Annotated in this window: 18 protein-coding genes; 9 read left to right on the forward strand and 9 right to left on the reverse strand. The window is 66.9% G+C overall.

Annotation, left to right across the window (positions count from 1 at the left end; all coding sequences use genetic code 11):
* Positions 1-2: 2 nt before the first annotated feature.
* From crcB to ACTIGJ_RS14740, 7 genes are all read right to left on the reverse strand, one after another.
* Complete coding sequence (crcB, locus tag ACTIGJ_RS14710) at positions 3-386, reverse strand: fluoride efflux transporter CrcB (protein ID WP_439641082.1); 384 nt, start codon at positions 384-386, stop codon at positions 3-5.
* On the reverse strand, positions 383-787 hold the full coding sequence (gene vapC / locus ACTIGJ_RS14715; protein WP_439641083.1) for a type II toxin-antitoxin system VapC family toxin: 405 nt from the start codon (positions 785-787) through the stop codon (positions 383-385). Before vapC ends, crcB begins: the two co-directional genes overlap by 4 nt.
* Positions 784-993 (reverse strand): type II toxin-antitoxin system VapB family antitoxin, encoded by a 210-nt coding sequence (locus ACTIGJ_RS14720; RefSeq protein ID WP_439641084.1) that lies wholly within the window; start codon positions 991-993, stop codon positions 784-786. Before ACTIGJ_RS14720 ends, vapC begins: the two co-directional genes overlap by 4 nt.
* Positions 994-1,133: 140 nt before the next feature.
* Positions 1,134-2,405, reverse strand: coding sequence for a replication-associated recombination protein A (locus ACTIGJ_RS14725; protein WP_439641158.1), 1,272 nt, complete (start codon positions 2,403-2,405; stop codon positions 1,134-1,136).
* A 54-nt stretch (positions 2,406-2,459) separates the two neighbouring features.
* Positions 2,460-3,128, reverse strand: a complete 669-nt coding sequence (gene lolA, locus ACTIGJ_RS14730) for an outer membrane lipoprotein chaperone LolA (RefSeq protein ID WP_439641085.1) — start codon at positions 3,126-3,128, stop codon at positions 2,460-2,462.
* Between the two features lie 157 nt (positions 3,129-3,285).
* On the reverse strand, positions 3,286-3,888 hold the full coding sequence (locus ACTIGJ_RS14735) for an SRPBCC family protein (protein WP_439641086.1): 603 nt from the start codon (positions 3,886-3,888) through the stop codon (positions 3,286-3,288).
* A gap of 153 nt (positions 3,889-4,041) precedes the next feature.
* Entirely contained in the window at positions 4,042-6,705 is a 2,664-nt protein-coding gene (locus tag ACTIGJ_RS14740; protein WP_439641087.1) for a DNA translocase FtsK 4TM domain-containing protein, read from the reverse strand.
* Between the two features lie 156 nt (positions 6,706-6,861).
* Here ACTIGJ_RS14740 and ACTIGJ_RS14745 point away from each other — a divergent pair, with 156 nt between their 5' ends.
* The 5 genes from ACTIGJ_RS14745 to infA all read left to right on the forward strand — a co-directional run bounded on the left by ACTIGJ_RS14745 (position 6,862) and on the right by infA (position 10,139).
* Entirely contained in the window at positions 6,862-7,194 is a 333-nt protein-coding gene (locus ACTIGJ_RS14745; protein WP_439641088.1) for a hypothetical protein, read from the forward strand.
* 41 nt (positions 7,195-7,235) lie between these two features.
* On the forward strand, positions 7,236-8,381 hold the full coding sequence (locus tag ACTIGJ_RS14750) for a GNAT family N-acetyltransferase (protein WP_439641089.1): 1,146 nt from the start codon (positions 7,236-7,238) through the stop codon (positions 8,379-8,381).
* Between the two features lie 3 nt (positions 8,382-8,384).
* Positions 8,385-9,140 carry a leucyl/phenylalanyl-tRNA--protein transferase gene (gene aat / locus ACTIGJ_RS14755; RefSeq protein WP_439641090.1) on the forward strand — a complete coding sequence of 252 codons (756 nt, stop codon included), beginning with the start codon at positions 8,385-8,387 and terminating at the stop codon, positions 9,138-9,140.
* Complete coding sequence (locus ACTIGJ_RS14760) at positions 9,137-9,844, forward strand: arginyltransferase (RefSeq protein WP_439641091.1); 708 nt, start codon at positions 9,137-9,139, stop codon at positions 9,842-9,844. The genes aat and ACTIGJ_RS14760 overlap by 4 nt, the downstream gene beginning before the upstream one ends.
* Before the next feature lie 76 nt (positions 9,845-9,920).
* Entirely contained in the window at positions 9,921-10,139 is a 219-nt protein-coding gene (gene infA / locus ACTIGJ_RS14765; protein WP_022977766.1) for a translation initiation factor IF-1, read from the forward strand.
* A 157-nt stretch (positions 10,140-10,296) separates the two neighbouring features.
* Here the strand turns inward: infA and clpA are convergent, their stop codons facing one another.
* Together clpA and clpS are read right to left on the reverse strand one after the other, a co-directional pair.
* Positions 10,297-12,585, reverse strand: a complete 2,289-nt coding sequence (gene clpA, locus ACTIGJ_RS14770) for an ATP-dependent Clp protease ATP-binding subunit ClpA (RefSeq protein WP_439641092.1) — start codon at positions 12,583-12,585, stop codon at positions 10,297-10,299.
* Positions 12,586-13,033: 448 nt separating this feature from the next.
* On the reverse strand, positions 13,034-13,363 hold the full coding sequence (gene clpS / locus ACTIGJ_RS14775) for an ATP-dependent Clp protease adapter ClpS (protein WP_439641093.1): 330 nt from the start codon (positions 13,361-13,363) through the stop codon (positions 13,034-13,036).
* A 209-nt stretch (positions 13,364-13,572) separates the two neighbouring features.
* Between clpS and gspC the strand changes: the two genes are divergently transcribed.
* The 4 genes from gspC (at position 13,573) to gspF (ending at position 19,423) form a co-directional block, all read left to right on the forward strand.
* A complete protein-coding gene (gene gspC / locus ACTIGJ_RS14780) occupies positions 13,573-14,436 on the forward strand; it encodes a type II secretion system protein GspC (RefSeq protein ID WP_439641094.1) in 864 nt (287 codons plus the stop codon).
* Positions 14,437-14,497: 61 nt separating this feature from the next.
* On the forward strand, positions 14,498-16,609 hold the full coding sequence (gene gspD / locus ACTIGJ_RS14785; protein ID WP_439641095.1) for a type II secretion system secretin GspD: 2,112 nt from the start codon (positions 14,498-14,500) through the stop codon (positions 16,607-16,609).
* A 13-nt stretch (positions 16,610-16,622) separates the two neighbouring features.
* Positions 16,623-18,122 carry a type II secretion system ATPase GspE gene (gene gspE, locus ACTIGJ_RS14790; protein WP_439641096.1) on the forward strand — a complete coding sequence of 500 codons (1,500 nt, stop codon included), beginning with the start codon at positions 16,623-16,625 and terminating at the stop codon, positions 18,120-18,122.
* 74 nt (positions 18,123-18,196) lie between these two features.
* Positions 18,197-19,423 (forward strand): type II secretion system inner membrane protein GspF, encoded by a 1,227-nt coding sequence (gene gspF, locus ACTIGJ_RS14795; RefSeq protein WP_439641097.1) that lies wholly within the window; start codon positions 18,197-18,199, stop codon positions 19,421-19,423.
* The last annotated feature ends 276 nt before the right edge of the window (positions 19,424-19,699 follow it).

Genomic DNA, 19,699 nt, shown 5'->3' on the forward strand with positions numbered 1-19,699 from the left:
TCTCAGCCCAGCTGCCGCGCCAGCCAGAAGCCGAGCGCGCAGGCGCCGAGGCTGAACGCCACGTTGGCGGCAAGATTGGCGAACGCCAGCCCCGGCTGGCCATCACGCCACAAAAGCAAGGTTTCGATCGAGAACGCCGAGAACGTCGTGAAGCCGCCGAGAATGCCGGTGGTCAGGCCGATGCGCAGCGTGTCGGACAATGCCGCCGGCCGGCTCATCGCATAGGCAGTAATCAGCCCCATCGCCAGGCCGCCCACCACGTTCACCGCCAGGGTGCCCCAAGGAAAGCCCGGCGCGGCACTGCGCAGCAGGCCGGACAGCGCGTAACGCGTGACCGAGCCCAGCGCGCCACCAGCGGCAACGGCCAGCAAGATGGACGGATTCATGCCGCGTGCGCCCTCAGGACCTTGAGGCCCAGCCCGCGCTCCATGACCTCGAAATCGCGATCCCGATGCAGCAGGGTCAGGCCGTGCTCGATGCAGTAGGTACCGATCAGCAAGTCGATGGTCTTGCGCACGGTGTAGCCCTGGGCACGCAGCTTCCGGTAGTTCTCGGCGCTGCGCCGGGCGATCTCGTAGCCGGCCATCTCGTGGCTCGGCAGCGCCGCCATCAGGCTGGCGACTCTGCGGAACTCCCGATCCTCGCGGATGCCCTGCAGCACTTCGGTCAGGATCAAATCGCCTGTGGCGACGGTGTCGCGATCGAGCAGGCGATCGAGCAGCTCGACCTGCGGGCCGTCGATGCCGTTCAGGAAGTCGATCCAGACCGAGCTGTCGGCGACGATCACCGCGACGGCTCGTGCACCGACAGGCGGCTGACCTCGAGGTTGCCTTCCCAGACCACCTTGCCACGCAGGCTGCGCAATTCCTGCTGCCGCTGCATGCGCACCAGCAGGCGCAAGCCGTCTTCGACGGCCTGCTTCTTGGTGCGCGCGCCGGTCGCGGCCATCGCTTCGGCCATCAAGTCGTCGTCGATGTCGATGTTGGTTCGCATGGCGAAACCTCATGTGCATGAATCGTCGCAATCATACACATTCGAGCGTGATGGGCCCAGAAGCGGCGCTCGGCCCGATGACGCCGGCCAGCCGCCGATGCGTGCCGTCTGCCCTCGCCGGCCGTGATCAGCACCTGCGATCAGCGCGACGGCTTGCCCCGCGCCACCGTCCGCAGTTGCGCCAGCCGCTCGCCGATCTTGATCTCCAGGCCTCGCGGCTTCGGGCTGTAGAACTCGCTGCCGAGCAGCGCATCCGGCAGGAACTGCTGGCCGGCGGCCACGCCGTCTTCCTCGTCGTGGTCGTAGCGATAGCCCTCGCCGTAGCCGAGGCCCTTCATCAGCTTGGTCGGCGCGTTGCGGATGTGCATCGGCACCTCCAGCGAGCCGTGCTTCTCGACCGCCGCGCGCACGTTCTTGTAAGCGCGATAAACCGAATTGCTCTTCGGTGCCACCGACAGGAACACCACCGCCTGCGCCAGCGCCAATTCGCCTTCCGGGCTGCCGAGGCGCTCGTAGCTGTCCCAGGCGTCGAGGCACATGCGCTGCGCGCGCGGATCGGCCAGGCCGATGTCCTCGACGCTCATGCGCAGGATGCGCCGCGCCAGATAGCCGGGATCGACGCCGCCATCGAGCATTCGCGCGAACCAGTACAGCGCGGCGTCCGGATCGCTGCCGCGCACGGATTTATGCAGCGCGCTGATCTGGTCGTAGAAGTTCTCGCCCTGCTTGTCGAAGCGGCGCAGGCCGCGGCCGATCAGCTGATCGAGCAGCGTGTCGTCCTGACGGCCGGCGGCGCGGCTCAGTTCGACAGCCGTCTCGAGCAGGATCAGCGCGCGGCGAGCGTCGCCATCGGCGCTGTCGGCGATGCGTTCGAACCAGGCCTCGGGAATCGCATCCGCTGCCTCGCCCATGCCGCGCTCAGGGTCGGTCAGCGCCCGCTTCAGCAAGTCACCGATCGCTGCGGCATCAAGCGAGCGCAGCACGAACACGCGCAGCCGGCTGAGCAGTGCACCGTTCAGTTCGAAGCTCGGGTTCTCGGTGGTGGCGCCGATCAAGGTGACGGTGCCGTCCTCGACATAGGGCAGCAGCGCGTCCTGCTGGCTCTTGTTGAAGCGGTGGATCTCGTCGATGAACAGCACGGTGCGTCGCGGCGGCTTCGCATTGCGCTCCATCTGGGCGTTGACCATCGCCTCGCGGATGTCCTTCACGCCGGCCATCACTGCGGAAAGCGTCAGGAACTGCGCTTCCGAGTGGTTGGCGATCAGCCGCGCCAGCGTGGTCTTGCCGACCCCGGGCGGCCCCCAGAACACGATCGACGGAATGCGCCCGGATTCCATCGCCACCCGCAGCGGCGAACCGGGGCCGAGCACATGGGCCTGGCCGACGACCTCATCAAGCGTGCGTGGCCGCATCCGCTCGGCCAGTGGCGCATAGGCATTCACCGGCGTTCGCGGCGCCAGCCGGGATCAGCGCAGCGCCGGCGCACCATCGCCATCGACGATCTCGGTGCCCTTCGGCGGCGTGAACTGGAACTGCGCGGCGTCGATCGGCTTGTTGGTCGCGACATTGCTGAACTTCACTTCCGACGATCCGCCGATCGGGTCCTGGAAACGCATCCGCAGCGGTGCGCCGGCCTTGTCGATCGACAGCTCGATCGATTTGAAATCGCCGTCCTTCGCCTTCGGCAGCAGGCGCACGACGCGCGCTTCACCGTCGCCGCCGCCGTCCTGCACGACGAAAGCCTCGGTCAGCCCCCCACGCTGCGACAGCAGCGCCGCCGGCGTGCCGGCCAGCGCCGATTTCGCGTTGCGGACCGTGGCCTGGTTGAGATCCGGATCGTAGGCCCAGAGCTTGGCGCCATCGCAGATCGACAACTGCTCGTAGGGCTTCTCATAGGCCCAGCGGAACCGGCCGATATCGGTCTTGGCGCCGGCGGTCGGGCGCGACAGCAGGAAACGGCCGCTGGAGCGGGCCGTGACCGCGCCATGCTCGTCGGTCTGGGTCTGGTCGAAGCGCGCCTCGAAGGTCTGCACGCCATCGACGAAACGCTTCAGCGTGTCCTGCACGGTATCGGCCTGCACAGCCAGCGCCGTGCAGAAGGGAATCGACAGCAGCAATCTCGACAGTCTGGACATGGCCCGAGCAACCCAGGCGCCGTTGCGGCGCGACGTGCGGAAATTATCGCTTGGATGCTGAAGCGCCGCTGAGCGCGGGCATCGGAGTCGCGGCGCTCCAACGAGAAAAGGCCCGCGAGCGGGCCTTTTCAGATGCACAGGGACGGTGCCGTGCGCCTTACTTCGCCTCGAGGATTTTCTTGAGGTTGTCGAGACCCGCGGTGTAGACGCCTTCGATGGTCGTGGTTGCCGCCGCGTCGTCCTTGCCGGCTGCCGGCGTCGGGCTGGTATCGGCACGCTTGAAGGTGCTCGACCAGGTGGCGATCGCCTTACCGCTGGCGTCGGTGGTCACCGCGAACGTCGAGCTGTAGGCCGTCACCGGCAGCACACCCTCGACGATCTCGTAACGGTAGGTCTTGCCGGCCTCATCGAAGGCGGTGAGCTTTTCCTTGATCGTCGCCGGCGCGTCACCGGCCAGGGTCAGCAGGCGCACGGCGCCGACGGTGTTGTTGCTGCCTTCGACGATTTCGGTCTTGGCGACGGCCGGGTGCCAGCCGTTCAGGTTGTTGAAGTCGCGCGCTTTCATCCACACCGCGTCGGCCGGCGCATCGATGGCCACCGACTTGATCACCGTCAGCACAGCGGCTTCGGCCGGCGCGGCAGCGGGTGCTGCAGCGGCAGCTTCGGCCGGTGCGGCCGCTTCCGGGGCCGGTGACGGCTTGCAGCCAGCAGCGAAAACGGAAACCAGCGTGACGGCAGCAGCGATCTGAATCGACTTCATGGATGCCTCCTCTCGAGCCTTGTGACGGTTCTGTGGTCTGCAGGATGACGGCGCGATCCGGGCCTGCCGGTTGCGCAGCGCGCCGTAATCTGACATAGCAGTCGGTGCTGCGGTAGCAGGACGAACGCCCGGCTGCCGCGGCGCCGGCGCGCCTCAGTCGCGGCCGCCGGGGATCAGGATTTCGCGATTGCCACCGGGGCCGCTGGGGCCGACGATGCCGGCCGCTTCCATCTGCTCGACCATCCGCGCAGCGCGGTTGTAGCCGATCGACAGCCGCCGCTGAACCCAGGACACACTGGCCTTGCGGGTCTCCATGACCACCTGCACGGCCTTGTCGTACAGCGGGTCCGCCTCGGCATCGCCAGCCGAAGGCTCGGGTGCGGCGCGCTCTTCCGGCTCGCCGGCGGTGATGTCCGGGATATAGTTCGGCTCGCCGACCTGCTTGAGGTAGGCCACGACCTTGTGCACCTCGTGGTCGTCGACGAAGGCGCCGTGCAGACGCTGGATGCGGCTGGCGCCGACCGGGCGATACAGCATGTCGCCGTGACCGAGCAGGGTTTCGGCGCCCATCTCGTCGAGGATCGTGCGGCTGTCGATGCGGCTGGCCACCTGGAAGGCAACGCGGCTCGGGATGTTGGCCTTGATCAGGCCGGTGATGACGTCGACGCTTGGCCGCTGCGTCGCCACGATCAGGTGGATGCCGGCGGCGCGCGCCTTCTGCGCGATGCGGGCGATCAGCTCTTCGACCTTCTTGCCGACCACCATCATCATGTCCGCCAGCTCGTCGATGACGATGACGATGTGCGGCATCGGCTCCAGCGCCGGGCCCAGCACCGGGCCATCCAGCTCGGCATCGGCGAACAGGTCGGGAAGGTTCGACAGCGGGTCGGTGATCGGCTCGCCGGCGTCGATGCCGTCCTGCACCTTCTTGTTCATGCCGGCGAGGTTGCGCACGCCGAGCGCCGACATCAGCCGATAGCGCCGCTCCATCTCGTTGACGCACCAGCGCAAGGCGTTGGCGGCGTCCTTCATGTCGGTGACCACTGGCGTCAGCAGGTGCGGAATCCCTTCGTAGACCGACAGCTCGAGCATCTTCGGATCGATCAGGATCAGGCGCAGCTGGTCGGCCGTGGCCTTGAACAGCATCGACAGGATCATCGCGTTGATCGCCACCGACTTGCCCGAGCCGGTGGTGCCGGCGACCAGCAGGTGCGGCATCTTGGCCATGTCGACCGCGACCGGATTGCCGGCAATGTCCTTGCCCATGCCCATGGTCAGCGGCGACGGCGCGCTGGTGTAGGCGGTCGACGCGAGGATTTCCGACAGGCTGACCATCTCTCGCTTCTGGTTCGGGATCTCCAGGCCGATGACGCTCTTGCCTTCGATGACTTCGACGACGCGCACCGAGGCCACCGACATCACGCGCGCCAGATCGCGCGAAAGGTTGGTGATCTGCGAACCCTTGACGCCAGACGCCGGCTGCAGCTCGAAGCGGGTAATCACCGGGCCCGGCATCGCATCGACAACAGTGCCCTTGACGCCGAAGCTGGCCAGATGGCGCTCCAGTTCGCGCGACAGCCGGTCGATCTCGTCAGCGGTATAGCGGCGACCGCCGGGCTTCGGCGGGTCGAGCAGGTACAGCGGTGGCAGCGGTTCGCCGTTGAACACCGGCGGCGGCACGGCATCCGGCTTGGCCGGCTTCTTCGGCTTGACCATCACCAGCGTGGTGTCGGCGACGGCCGGAGCCATGCCGGGCGGCTTCGGTGCCATGTCGACCGCCGCCGGCGCATCCGCCAGCCAAGGCGGGCTGTCGCTCGCGTCTGCAGGCGCGATCCGCACGGCTGGCGCCGGCGTGTCGATGCCATCAACGTCGTCGATATCATCATCGCCGGCCGCATCGGCCGCCGGCGGCAGCGGATGACCGAAGTCGGCGGCGAAGCGGGCATGGGCCTCGTCATGCTCGGCAGCGGCATCGGCTGCAGGCAATGCCGCACCGATCAGCGAGGGCTGACGGTCCGGCGGCAGGTCGAGCGGCAGATCCAGATCCGGCGTGGTACGCGCCAGTTCCACCTTCGGCTTGCGCCGGCGGGCTTCGCGCGGCGGCTCGGCCAGCGACTGGTCCGGATCGGCCGGCGGCAACTCGTCGGCATCGTCGCGGCGGCCGAAGCGCCCGAACAGGGCCAGCGTGCGGCTGCCGATTGCATCGAGCACGCTGAGCCAGGAAAAGATCATCGCCAGCGGCAGCGCCACGACGAACAGGGTCAGCAGCAGCAGCGTTGCGCCGAGCGGATTAAGCACACTGGTCAGCCCCTGGCCGAGCAGGCTGCCGGCGATCCCGCCACCGCCTTGCGGCAAGCCCAGGCTGACGCCGCCGTACAGCGCGGCAAGGCCGGCCAGACTCAGCGCCGATACAAACCAGGCCGTCACCCGCACGCCCAGCGGCAGGTGCAGCGGCGCATCGAAGCCGCGGTAGGCGCGCGATCCCAGCCACAGCACGGCGAATGGCGACAGGTAGGCGACCAGGCCGACGCTGCTGAGCAGACCGTTGGCGATCCAGGCGCCTGCCATGCCGACCAGATTGCGCGTGCTGCTGCCGACGCCGGACGACGACAGGCCGGGATCGTCAGCGCTGAAGCTCAGCAGCGCGACCAGCAGGAACAGCGATACGCCAACGCTGCCCAGCAGGGCCGCTTCGTTCGGCAGGCGTTCGATCCAGGTGGCATCGGCTGCGGGTGCACCCGCAGCGCCCTTGCGCGGCAGCGGCTGCGCGGCTTGCTTCTTGCTTCCGAAGCGAAAGAATCGAGCGATCGAGGGCACGGCAAACAGGCGTCGGGGGTGGTTTGAGTATACCAGCCGCCTCCGCGCCTTCCGGGCACCGACGAGAGGGCAGGAATCACCACCCGGACGCACTTGAAAACGTGGATGGAAGCGTCACTCTTACGACAGTTCAATCACTTATCGAGAGGCTTGGTCATGACGATGGAAGTGCGTCATTTCGTGCTCGCCCCTGACGGCGCCATTCGCGAGTTTTCGCCCGAGGAAGCGGCGCTGATCGCCGCCGGCTCGAACAAGTTGCCGGAATTCGCGGAGCGGCGCGTCCGCTACCTGCAGGTGTCGTGGGACGACGAGGCCGCCGCCGAGATGAAGATCCAGACGGCCGGCGCGGCGATCAAGTTCGATGCCGACGGCCGGCTGGCCGAAGCGGCGCCGCCGTCGGAAGAGGAAAAGATCTCCCGCTTCGAGCACGACACCTGCGTGCAGTGGGCGCTGCGCGGGGCCGAGGTGGCGTCGCTGACGTTCCACTAGACGGACTCCGCTTCCGGCTGTCATCCGCCGCCCGCCGCGTCATGCGCGTCCGGCATCTCGACAGTGCTGCCGCCTTGCCGGCCGCACAATGGGACGCGCTGTTCCCGTCCGGCTATCCGTTCACGCGCCACGCCTTTCTGGCGGCGCTGGAGGCGCATCGCTGCGTCGGCGCCGAACAAGGCTGGACGCCCTGCCACGCGGTGCTGAGCGATGAGCAGGGGATCGCGGCGGCGGTGCCGCTGTACCTGAAGTCCCACTCCTACGGCGAGTTCGTGTTCGACTTCGCCTGGGCCGATGCCAGCCGGCGCATCGGCCGGCCGTATTATCCGAAGCTGATCTCGGCCATTCCGTTCACGCCGTGCACCGGCCCCAGGATCGGCGCGCGCGACGAGTCCGCGCGGCAGTGGATGGCCAAGCAATTGCCGGCACTGGCCGGCAGCGGCGGCCTGTCGGGCATCCACGCGCTGTTCGTCGATGACCGCGATTTCGCGGCTTGCGCCGCCGCCGGCATGGTCGAGCGCCATGACGTGCAGTTCCATTGGTACAACGCCGGCTATGCGGATTTCGGGGCCTTCCTCGCCACCTTCAGCAGCGACAAACGCAAGAAAATCCTGCGCGAGCGACGGCGGATCGTCGAAGCCGGCATCCGCTTCGAGCACCGCGCCGGCCATGAACTGGACGAGTCCGGCTGGCGGCAGGTCTATCGCCTGTACGCCAACACCTATGCCGAGCGCGGCCAGTACCCGTACCTGACACAGGATTTCTTTCTCGACTACGGGCGACAGCCCGACACCGCCGTTAGACTCGTGTTGGCATACACGGGGGCGGAGATGGTGGCAGTCGCGATCCTGCTGCGCGGTGGCGACACGCTCTACGGGCGTCACTGGGGTGCGGCCGAGCACTACAACGGTCTGCATTTCGAGACCTGCTACTACCAGGGCATCGACTACTGCATTCGCGAGGGGCTTCGGCATTTCGACGCCGGCGCGCAGGGCGAACACAAGCTGGCGCGCGGCTTCATTCCGCAGATCACCCGTTCGGCGCACTGGCTGGCCGACACTCGATTGTTCGACGCAGTCAGCGACCATCTGCAGCGCGAGCGAGACTACGTCGGCGAGCGCGAAGCGCTGCTCGACGCCCATTCGCCGTACAAGCGCGACCGCCGCGCCGACGTTCCGGAAGTCTGAGGCATGGATAATCCCGTCCGCCTGCACTGGCTCGATCCGGACGATCCGAACCAGGCGTTCCCCGCGCCGCATCGCGCCATGCGCGATCCGAACGGCCTGCTGGCGATCGGCGGCGACTTGTCGGTGACGCGCCTGCTGCGCGCCTACGCCACCGGCATCTTCCCCTGGTACAACCCGAACGAGCCGATCCTCTGGTGGTGTCCAGACCCGCGCGCCGTGCTGGAGCCCGAGTCCTTCCACGTGTCTCATTCGCTGGAAAAGCGCATTCGCAAGCCGGACTACGCGGTGAGCCTCGATCGTGCCTTTTCCGATGTGCTCGACGGCTGTACGGCCAGCCGTCGCGGCAGCCAGGGGACCTGGCTCGGACCGGACATGAAGCGCGCCTACCGCGAGCTGTTCGAAGCCGGGCACGCCCATTCGGCGGAAGTCTGGCGGCACGGGCGTCTGGTCGGCGGCTTGTATGGCGTGGCGCTCGGCCGGACCTTCTTCGGCGAATCGATGTTTTCGGTGGAAACCGATTGCTCGAAGCTGGCGCTGTACTGGCTGTGCCAGCAGCTGAAGGCCTGGTCGTTCGAACTGATCGACTGCCAGATCGCTTCCCAGCATCTGCGAACGCTGGGGGCTACCGAAATCCCGCGCGACCGTTTCCTGTCCCGGCTGCGCGCGTCGGTACAGCAGCCGTCGCGAACCGGCAGCTGGTGCTACGAGATCGCAGTGCCGAGCGATCCGCTGCATCGCAGCGGGATGGTCGAGGCATGACCATGCAGAGTCTCCGGCTACTGATGGGCAGCGCCCACGCCTGCGGTTATCTCGAAGATCGGCACGCCCGCAGCGCTTTCGTCGACCCGGCGTTTCCGCTCGACCCCGGCGTCTACGGCGCGCTGCTCGACCAGGGTTTCCGGCGCAGCGGCGATTACGCCTACCGACCGATGTGCATGAACTGCCGGGCGTGCCAGTCGGCACGCATCCTCAGTCAGGAATTCGTTCCCGATCGTGCCCAGCGTCGCTGCTGGCAACGCAACCAGGATCTGCAACTGTCGATCACGCTGCGCCTGACCGACGAGCACTACGCGCTGTATAGGCGCTATCTGGCGGCCCGCCACCAGAATGGCGGCATGGACCCGGAAGACGCCGATGCCTTCCGCGAATTCCTTGCCTGCGGCTGGGGGGCGACCGAATTCTGGGAGTTCCGCCTCGCCCAGGAGCTGGTCGCGGTGGCCGTCATCGACCGGGTTCCGCAAGGCTTGTCGGCGGTCTACACGTTCTTCGACCCGAACCGGACATCGCGCGGCCTCGGCACCTACGCGATCCTGAGCCAGATCGACCGTGCCCGCGCCGAATCCCTGCCGCACGTCTATCTCGGCTACTGGGTGTCCGGCAGCGCCAAGATGGATTACAAGCGCCGCTTCCAGCCGCTGGAGGTGCTGCGCGGCGGACATTGGCAGCGTCTGGAAAATGAATGAAATCCTTGCATTGCTACTCTGAGGACGTTCCCGGATAATGCCGCGTCCTTTCAAGACCCCCCTGGTTGTCAACCTGATGGCAAAAGAAGATCACATCGAGATGCCCGGCATCGTCGCCGAAACACTTCCGAACACGACGTTCCGCGTCAAACTCGAAAACGGTCACATCGTCACCGCGCACATCTCGGGGCGCATGCGTAAGAACTACATCCGCATCCTGACCGGCGACAAGGTCACCGTGCAGCTCACGCCTTACGACCTGACCAAGGGCCGGATCACCTTCCGCGACAAGTGACCGCAACGCTTCGCCGTGCGGTCATCCCGGCAAAAATCGGGCTCCAGTGAGCCCCATGTCGACTGACTAACGCAGCCCCGTCGCCGACGACCCAGCCGGAGACGGCGGCCAAGAAAAAGCCCGCTTTCGCGGGCTTTTTCGTTTCAGCGCCGGGTTCTCAGGCCGGCTCGGCCGTCGGTGCCGCCTTCTCGCGCGCTTCGATCTCGAAACCGATCTTGCCGTCGTCGGTGACATTGACGGTGACGCGGCCACCATGGGCGAGCTTGCCGAACAGCAGCTCCTCGGCCAGCGGGCGCTTGATGTTTTCCTGGATCACGCGCGCCATCGGCCGGGCGCCCATCTTCACGTCGTAGCCGTGCTCGCACAGCCAGTCGCGGGCTTCCGGCTCGACTTCCATCGTCACGTGCTTGGCCGCCAGCTGTTCCTCGAGCTGCATCAGGAACTTGTCGACCACTCGGGTGATTTCCGTCTTGCCGAGCGGCGCGAACGGGATGATCGCGTCGAGGCGGTTGCGGAACTCTGGCGAGAAGCCGCGGCGGATCACTTCCAGCGCGTCAGTCGTGTGGTTCTGCTCGGTGAAGCCGATGCCGCGCCGCGACGATTCCTCGGCACCGGCGTTGGTGGTCATGATCAGGATCACGTTGCGGAAATCCGCCGCGCGGCCGTTGTTGTCGGTCAGCGTGCCGTGATCCATAACCTGCAGCAGCAGGTTGAAGACATCCGGATGCGCCTTCTCGATTTCATCGAGCAGGACCACCGAATGCGGATGCTTGATGACCGCTTCCGTCAGCAGACCGCCCTGATCGAAGCCGACATAACCCGGAGGTGCACCGATCAGGCGCGACACCGTGTGCCGCTCCATGTACTCGGACATGTCGAAGCGGATCAGTTCGATGCCGAGCTGGCTGGCCAGCTGGCGCGTGACCTCGGTCTTGCCGACACCGGTCGGACCGGCAAGCAGGAAGTTGCCGATCGGCTTGTCGGGATTGCCCAAACCCGAGCGCGACAGCTTGATGCACGAAGCCAGGGTTTCGACCGCGTTGTCCTGGCCGAAGATCACCAGCTTCAGATCGCGTTCGAGCGTGGCCAGGCGATCCTTGTCGTTGCTCGACACCGACTTCGGCGGGATGCGCGCGATCTTGGCGACGGTTTCCTCGATGTCGCGGACCTGCACGGTCTTGCGGCGCTTGGCTTCCGGCAGCAGGCGCAGCCGAGCGGCGGCCTCGTCGATGACGTCGATCGCCTTGTCCGGCAGGTGGCGGTCGGTGATGTGCTTCGCCGCCAGTTCCACTGCGCTCTTGATTGCGCCGCTGGTGAAGTGCACCTGGTGGTGCTCTTCGAAACGCGCCCGCAGGCCTTCGAGGATCTGGATGGTTTCCGGCACGCTCGGTTCCGGCACGTCGACCTTCTGGAAGCGCCGCGACAGCGCGCGATCCTTCTCGAAGATGCCGCGGTATTCCTGGTAGGTGGTCGAGCCGATGCAGCGCAGCTCGCCGTTGGCCAGCATCGGCTTCAGCAGGTTGGAAGCATCCATCACGCCACCGGAGGCCGCACCGGCGCCGATGATCATGTGAATCTCGTCGATGAACAGGATCGCGCCCGGCGTGCGGGCCAGTTCCTGGATCACGCTCTTGAAGCGCTTCTCGAAATCGCCGCGGTACTTGGTGCCGGCGATCAGGGAGCCGAGGTCGAGGCTGAACACGATGCCGTCCTTCAGCAGTTCCGGCACCTTGCCTTCGGTGATCAGCCAGGCGAGGCCTTCGGCAATCGCGGTCTTGCCGACGCCGGCTTCGCCGACCAGCAGCGGGTTGTTCTTGCGCCGACGGCAGAGCGTCTGCATGACGCGCTCCATCTCGTGCGCGCGGCCGATCAGCGGATCGATCTGGCCCTTCTGCGCACGTTGGTTGAGGTTGACCGCGAACTGCTCGAGCGCCGACTTGCCCGCACCCTTGCCGGTGTCGTCCTTGTCGTCGACCTCGTTCTGCTGTTCCTGCGGCGCCGCCGGCTGGTTGTTCTTGGCGATGCCGTGGCTGATGTAGTTGACGACGTCCAGCCGCGTCACGCCCTGCTCGTTGAGCAGGAACACCGCGTGGGTGTCCTTCTCGGCGAACAGCGCGACCAGCACGTTCAGAGTCGACACACGCTTCTTGCCCGACGCCTGGACGTGATAGATGGCCCGCTGCAGCACGCGCTGGAACGACAGCGTCGGCTGCACTTCCTGGTTGCCGCCGGCGTCCTTGTTCGAGTGGATGTTCTGCGCGATGTACTCGCGCAGGCCGCCCTCGAGCTTGTCGAGGTCGCCGCCGCTGGCGGTCAGCACTTCGCTGACGTTGGAGTCGGACAACAGGGCCAGCAGCAGGTGTTCGACGGTCAACAATTCATGGCCGTCACTGCGGGCTGCGAGGAACGCTGCATCAAGGGCTTTCTGCAATTCGTCGCTGAGCATGGTCACTTCCTGAAAAGGGCTGAACGGTACTCTGGGGCCGGACTCAAGGCTTTACCAGACCATCATGCATCGTCTCTGCACGAATTTGGAACACGCAAAACCCGCACCACGATCCATCGCAGAAAGCCGACTCCGACGCCTTTGCTGCGGCCGGCGGTGACCGTCGCCGGATGCGGCCGTCAAACGGTATTGCTGGCGGTGGCGAGTGCGCCGGCAGTGCATCGATCCGGCGCTCACGGGACGTCGATGTGATGCAAATCAACCACCCCGGTGCTGACTGAACAGCAGCGGGCGACGGAAATCCGTCGCCATGCGGGCGTCAGATTGATGTCGGACGCAGGCGACGCCGACGGGGCCAGCCGGTAAGGCGGCTATCGAACGAGCTGAAGAAGAGAGAGCAACGTCGACGAAGGCGACGGGACAGCAACCAGGGCCCGCAATCTGGCGCTCAGACCTTTTCCATCACCGTCAGCAGCGGGTGGTGGCTCTTGCGCGCGAAGCTGTTGACCTGGGCAACCTTGGTCTCGGCGATCTCCGCCGGGAAGATGCCGGCGGTGCCGCGTCCGGCCTGGTGCACCTGCAGCATGATCTGCACGGCCTGCTCGCGGGAATGATGAAAGAACGTTTGCAGTACCTGCACGACGAATTCCATCGGCGTGAAGTCGTCGTTGATCATCACCACCTTGTACAACGGCGGCTGCTGCAGCCGCGGCTTGGCCTCGTCGACGACGAGTCCGGTGCCGGAATCCGAATCAGGACGTGAGTTTCGATCAGCCATGCGGCGCAGTGTACCGAATTGCGGACAGTGGCCGCTGCCCGTCCCGACCGTCGATCGACCGCCGACGGAGCCGCCAGGACGGCGCGTTGAACCGGCATCGGACCCGCTTGCCGGATTGCTCCCGCCGGTCACAAAGCCCCGTTATCATGCTGGCAATGGCTACATTTTCCCCGTCAAGACTCCAAGCGCTGCCCGGCCGCGTGCCGGCCTTGACTGCCCGTTATGGTCGACGGCTGCCGGAACTGGCCAGCGTGGTGCTGGTCGTGGTGATCGCGAAGCTGGCGGCCGAGCTGGTCTGGGCGCTGGTTCCGGCGCCGGCCGATGCGGCCTGGCAACCGCCGCCGGCGCAGGCTGCAGTCACGGCAACCCGGCGCGGCGTCGACCTCAATGCGATCGGCAATGCCCACCTGTTCGGCCAGTACACCGCGCCTGCGGCACCGGCGCTCGCCGACCTGGCCGCCGCACCGGACACCCAGCTGAATCTGACCCTGCTCGGCATCCTGTCGAACGGCCGCAACGACAAGGACAGCCGCTCGCGAGCGCTGATCGCCTCGCAGGGTGGCGACGAACAGCCGTACGCCGTTGGCGATGACGTGTCGCGCGGCGTGCAGCTCACTGCGATCTTCCCCGACCGCGTCATCCTCAACCGCAACGGCAAGCTGGAAACGCTGCGGCTGGACAAGGACAGCACCAGCAGCCTGACCGGCGCGCCGATCGACCAGTTGCAGACAGCGCCCGAGCAGAACGTCGACGGCAGCGCCGCCGAATCGCTGTCGCAGATCCGTTCGCAGCTGCTTGAAGACCCGTCGAAAGTGGCCGATTACATCCGCGTGCAGCCGGTCAACAGCGGCAACGGGCTGACCGGCTACCGCATCTACCCGGGCCGCGACCGCTCGGTGTTCGCGGCCGCCGGCCTGCGTCCGGGCGATGTCGTGACCGCCGTCAACGGCATGGCGCTGAACGATCCGGCGCGCTCGCTGCAGATGCTGAACGAGCTGAGCCAGAGCAGCCAGATCAATCTCACGGTCGATCGCGGCGGCCAGCCGCAAAGCTTCAGCATCAATCTCGAATAGCTGTCCCCGACTCCATGGCGCGCCTTGCGGCAGCCGCACCCGAAGCCCGTTCGACCTCGACATGAACTCACGCAAGACCCTGAAACGCGCCGTGCTGAGCAGCGCCATCGCGGCGCTGGTCGCCGCCACCGGCGCGGCCTCGATCGCACAGGCGGCCCGCAGCCGCGGCGCCGAGGTGACGCTGAACCTGAAGGACGCGGAAATCTCCACGCTGATCGCCACCGTCAGCGAGGTCACCGGCAAGAACTTCATCGTCGACCCGCGCGTGCGCGGCAAGGTCACCGTGGTGTCGTCGAGCCCGATGGATGCGGCCGGCGTCTATGAAACCTTCCTCGCCGTGCTGCAGGTGCAGGGCTTCGCGGCGATCCCGGCTGGCGATGCGATCAAGATCGTGCCGGAAACCAACGCCCGTACCGACGGCGGCGGCCTGATCTCCAGCGGTCGCGGCGTGCCGCTCGACGAGATCGTCACCCACGTCTATTCGGTGCAGAACGTGTCGGCCTCGCAGCTGGTGGCGATCCTGCGGCCGCTGATTTCGCAGAGCGGTCACTTCGCGGCCTACGCAGGCAACAACTCGCTGATCATTTCCGACCGCGCGGCCAACGTCACCCGCATCGAACGGCTGATCGCCCAGATCGACCAGAGCGGTGACCGCGAGATCGACGTCATCAAGCTCGAGAACGCGGCCGCCGGCGATGTCGTGCGCATCCTCACCACGCTGGCCCAGGCGGCCAAGCAGGCCGATCCGACCGCGCAGGCGGGTTCGGTGATCGCCGACGAACGCAGCAACAGCGTGCTGATCAGCGGCGAGAAGAGCGAGCGCGGCCGCATGGCCGACATCGTCCGCCGGCTCGACATGCCGGGACCGAGCGGCGGCGACACCCAAGTGTTCTACCTGAACTACGCCAGCGCCGAGAACCTTGCGCCGATTCTCGAAGGCTATGCCCAGGCTGCGGCCGCCACCGCCCGGACGCCGGCCGCCGCCAGCGCCGCCGGCGGTGCCGCGCCGGCCGCCGCAGCCTCGTCCGGTGGTGGCGCCAACGGCACCCGGGTGATCGCCGACAAGGACACCAATTCGCTGGTCGTGACCGCCGGCCCGAAGGAAATGCTGGCGATCCGCAACGTCATCAACCAGCTCGACATCCGCCGCCGCCAGGTGCTGGTCGAAGCGATCATCGCTGAGGTCAGCCAGACCAAGGCCAGCGAACTGGGCCTCGACTACGCCGCCTACAACCCGAAGGTCGGCGCGATCACCGGCATCCTCAACCAGTCGACGCAGGGCGCGCTGTCGACGCTGGCCAGCGCTGGCGCCAGCGCCGCGACGACCGCCGCCACCGGCGGCACCAGCACCATCCTGTCGGCCGCCGCCTCGCTGATCGGCTCCGGCGCCACCGCCGGTGGTGGCGGCTTCACCAAGGGCGGCTCGTTCTTCGGCGTGCTGCTGCGGGCGCTGGCCTCGGATGGCGACACCAACATCCTGTCGACGCCGCAACTGACCACGCTCGACAACGAGGAAGCCAAGCTCAGCGTCGGCCAGGAAGTGCCGTTCCTGACCGGCAGCTTCTCGAATACCGGCGGCGGCGCCACCAATGGCGCGGTCAACCCGTTCCAGACCATCGAACGCAAGGAAGTCGGCCTGAAGCTGGGCATCACCCCGACGATCAACGAGAACAGCGGCCTGAAGCTGAAGATCGACCTCGAAAGCTCCGGCATCGCCAGCGGCGGCGCCGGCACCGCCAGCCTGATCACCAACAAGCGCACGGTGACCAATTCGGTGTCGGTGGAAGGCGACCAGATCCTGTTCATCGGCGGCCTGATCGATAACCAGCTGACCGACTCGCAGAGCCGCATCCCGCTGCTGTCGAGCATTCCGGTGCTCGGCAACCTGTTCAAGTCGCGCTCGGTCCGCAAGGCCAAGACCAACCTGATGATCTTCATCCATCCGGTGATCCTCGACGACCGCACCGAGGCCGACTACTACACCCGCAAGCGCTACGACGGCGTGCGCAACGCCGAGGTGCGGGCCGCCCAGGGCGCGGTGCCGCTGATCGGCGGCGCCCGGCCGGTGCTGCCGCAGTTCGACAGCTACGAGCCGTACGCCAAGCCGGCCGAGACGCCGCCGCTGGAGGTGGTGCCGCCGGCACCGGCTGACGCCACCGCGCCGACCCCGTAAGCCCGCCGGAACGATGGCCATGGATGCTGTCAGCAACGCCCTGCGCCGACCGCCGTTCGCGTTCGCCAAGCGCCACGGGCTGATCGTGTCGACCGATCTCGGCGACACCGTCGAACTCGTCTGCCGGCCCGGCGTCAGCCTCGATGCCGTGCAGGAAGCGCGGCGCTTCGTGCGTCGCCCGGTGAAGCTGAAGGCTGTCAGCCTCGAGGAATTCGACGCGCTGCTGCAGCGCACCTACGAAGGCCAGACCGGCGCCAGCGCGGCGCTGGCCGACGGCCTGGAAGAAGACAAGGCCGATCTCGATTCGCTGTCGGCCGCGCTGGCCGAAGCGCAGGACCTGCTGGAGTCCGACGACGACGCGCCGATCATCAAGTTCATCAACGGCCTGCTGGTCGAGGCGATCAAGGACAACGCCTCCGACATCCACATCGAGACCTTCGAGACCCGGGTGACGGTGCGCTTCCGCATCGACGGCGTGCTGCGCGAAATCCTCAACCCGCCGCGTTCGCTGGCGCCGAAGATCATTTCGCGCGTCAAGATCATGGCCAAGCTGGACATCGCCGAAAAGCGCCTGCCGCAGGACGGCCGCATCAGCCGCGCGTTCGGCGGCCGCAAGGTCGACGTGCGTGTGTCGACCATTCCGACCGGCGCCAATGCCGAGCGCGTGGTCATGCGTATTCTCGACAAGCAGGCCGAGCGCCTGGATCTCGAACAGCTGGGCTTGGGTCCGGTGCAGACCGCGACCCTGAAGCGGATCATCAACCGGCCGTACGGCATCATGCTGGTCACCGGCCCGACCGGCTCCGGCAAGACCACCACGCTGTACTCGGCGCTGTCGACCCTGAACGACCGCAGCCGCAACATCATGACCGTCGAGGACCCGATCGAGTACTACATCGACGGCGTCGGCCAGACCCAGGTCAACCTCAGGGTCGAGATGACCTTCGCCAAGGGCCTGCGCGCGATCCTGCGTCAGGACCCGGACGTGGTGATGGTCGGCGAAATCCGCGATCTCGACACCGCGCAGATCGCCGTGCAGGCCTCGCAGACCGGCCATCTGGTGATGTCGACCTTGCACACCAACACCGCCGTCGGCGCCGTGACCCGCCTGCGCGACATGGGCGTGGAGCCGTACCAGCTGTCGTCATCGCTGGTCGGCCTGATGGCACAGCGCCTGGTGCGCACACTGTGCAAGCACTGCAAGACGCCGTACACGCCCAAGCAGGCGGAACTGGAGCAGCTCGGCGTGCCGGAGCGGACCGATCTGGTGCTGTACAAGCCGGTCGGCTGTCCGCTGTGCCGGCATACCGGCTACGCCGGCCGCAGCGGCATCCACGAGATCATCGAAGTCGATCGCCGGCTAGAGTCGCTGATCCACGACAACGCGTCGGAGCAGATTCTCGAGGCCGCTGCCCGCGAGCGCACGCCGGGCATCCTGCAGTCCGGGCGCAACAAGGTGATCGCCGGCGAAACCACGCTGAGCGAAGTGCTGCGCGTCACCATCGAGGAATGATCGCGGCGGTCCGTGCCGGCTGCCGCGCCTCGCTTTCCGCCTTCCGCTTCCCGCCGCCGCCCGCGCCCTGAGCCATGTCCGCCTACGAATACAGCGCCCTCGATGCCCGCGGCAAACAGGTCAAGGGCCTGATCGAGGGCGACACCCAGCGCCAGGTCCGGCAAAGCCTGCGCGAGCGCGGCCTGACACCGCTGGAAATCCGCGAAGTCGCCGACAAGGCGGTCAAGGCCGCGAGCGCCGGCGGCTTCTCGATGAACCGTGGCGGCAGCTTCAATTCCACCGAGCTGTCGCTGTTCACCCGCCAGCTGGCGACCCTGATCCGCTCCGGCCTGCCGCTGGACGAGGCGCTGGCGGCGGTGTCCCAGCAGAGCGAATCCAAGCGCGTGCAGCGGGTCACGCTCGGCGTGCGCTCGCGGGTCACCGAAGGCAACAGTCTGGCCAAGGCGCTCGGCGATTTCCCGGCTGCATTCCCACCGCTGTTCCGCGCCACGATCGAGGCCGGCGAATCGGCCGGCAAGCTGGATTCGGTGCTGGAACGTCTGGCCGACTACGCCGAACGCTCGCAGGCGATCCGCAGCAAGGTGATGCTCGCCACCTTCTATCCGGCGATCCTGACCTTCGTCGCGATCGGTGTGATCGCGCTGCTGATGGCCTACGTGGTGCCGAAGGTGGTCGGCGTGTTCGACTCCATCGGCGCCGATCTGCCGCCGCTGACCAAGGGCCTGATCGCCACCAGCGACTTCCTGCAGGCCTGGGGCCTCGGCATCTTCATGGCGCTGATCCTCGGCTTCCTGGTCTTCAAGCAGGCACTGAAGAGCGACAACTTCCGCCGCAAGTTCCACCTCTGGGTGCTGCGCCTGCCGCTGATCGGCCGCCTCGCCCGCGGCGCCAACACCGGCCGCTTCATGCGCACGCTGGGCATCCTGTTCGGTTCCGGCGTGCCGATCCTCGATGCCATGCGGATCGGCAGCCAGGTGGTCGAGAACCTGCCGATGAAGGAAGCGATCGACGCCGCCGCCAAGCGCGTCCGCGAAGGCGCCAGCCTCAACAAGTCGCTGGCCGAAAGCCGGCTGTTCCCGCCGATCACCATGCACCTGATCGGCAGCGGTGAAGCCTCCGGCAAGCTCGACGAGATGCTCGACCGCGCCGCCGAAAACCAGGAGCGCGAGCTGGAAACGCTGATCGCCGCGCTGATGAGCCTGTTCGAACCGATCCTGATCCTGACCATGGGCTCGGTGGTGCTGCTGATCGTGCTGGCCATCCTGCTGCCGATCTTCAACCTGAACCAGCTGGTCCAGTAACCCCGCCCTCGTTCGGAGCGCTCCTTGCCGGGCGCTTGGGCCCCGCCGTGCCCGGTGCGTGCAGTCGCGACGCTCGCCGCCGTTGCCCGACGCCGTCCCGATCCCCGCCCCGACCGGCGGCCCTCGCGCGGACGACATCGGGAAGTTTTCACCTACTCGGCACGCACCCCGGACGGTAATTTCACCGCCTCGACACCGACAGCCGAAGCTTCGGCTGCCGGAAACATAAAGTCTGCCGGCACGGCGGCACCGCGACGACGGTCCCCGGCGGCAGGC

Origin of the sequence: Nevskia sp., from assembly GCF_051860985.1 — a bacterium.
In the GTDB taxonomy this organism is placed as follows: Bacteria; Pseudomonadota; Gammaproteobacteria; order Nevskiales; family Nevskiaceae; genus Nevskia.

Coding starts and splice junctions, on each gene's coding strand:
- crcB (WP_439641082.1), bottom strand. CDS start 386: ATGAATCCGTCCATCTTGCTGGCCGTTGCCGCTGGTGGCGCGCTGGGC.
- ACTIGJ_RS14720 (WP_439641084.1), bottom strand. CDS start 993: ATGCGAACCAACATCGACATCGACGACGACTTGATGGCCGAAGCGATG.
- ACTIGJ_RS14725 (WP_439641158.1), bottom strand. CDS start 2,405: ATGCGGCCACGCACGCTTGATGAGGTCGTCGGCCAGGCCCATGTGCTC.
- lolA (WP_439641085.1), bottom strand. CDS start 3,128: ATGTCCAGACTGTCGAGATTGCTGCTGTCGATTCCCTTCTGCACGGCG.
- ACTIGJ_RS14735 (WP_439641086.1), bottom strand. CDS start 3,888: ATGAAGTCGATTCAGATCGCTGCTGCCGTCACGCTGGTTTCCGTTTTC.
- ACTIGJ_RS14745 (WP_439641088.1), top strand. CDS start 6,862: ATGACGATGGAAGTGCGTCATTTCGTGCTCGCCCCTGACGGCGCCATT.
- ACTIGJ_RS14750 (WP_439641089.1), top strand. CDS start 7,236: ATGCGCGTCCGGCATCTCGACAGTGCTGCCGCCTTGCCGGCCGCACAA.
- aat (WP_439641090.1), top strand. CDS start 8,385: ATGGATAATCCCGTCCGCCTGCACTGGCTCGATCCGGACGATCCGAAC.
- ACTIGJ_RS14760 (WP_439641091.1), top strand. CDS start 9,137: ATGACCATGCAGAGTCTCCGGCTACTGATGGGCAGCGCCCACGCCTGC.
- infA (WP_022977766.1), top strand. CDS start 9,921: ATGGCAAAAGAAGATCACATCGAGATGCCCGGCATCGTCGCCGAAACA.
- clpA (WP_439641092.1), bottom strand. CDS start 12,585: ATGCTCAGCGACGAATTGCAGAAAGCCCTTGATGCAGCGTTCCTCGCA.
- clpS (WP_439641093.1), bottom strand. CDS start 13,363: ATGGCTGATCGAAACTCACGTCCTGATTCGGATTCCGGCACCGGACTC.
- gspD (WP_439641095.1), top strand. CDS start 14,498: ATGAACTCACGCAAGACCCTGAAACGCGCCGTGCTGAGCAGCGCCATC.
- gspE (WP_439641096.1), top strand. CDS start 16,623: ATGGCCATGGATGCTGTCAGCAACGCCCTGCGCCGACCGCCGTTCGCG.
- gspF (WP_439641097.1), top strand. CDS start 18,197: ATGTCCGCCTACGAATACAGCGCCCTCGATGCCCGCGGCAAACAGGTC.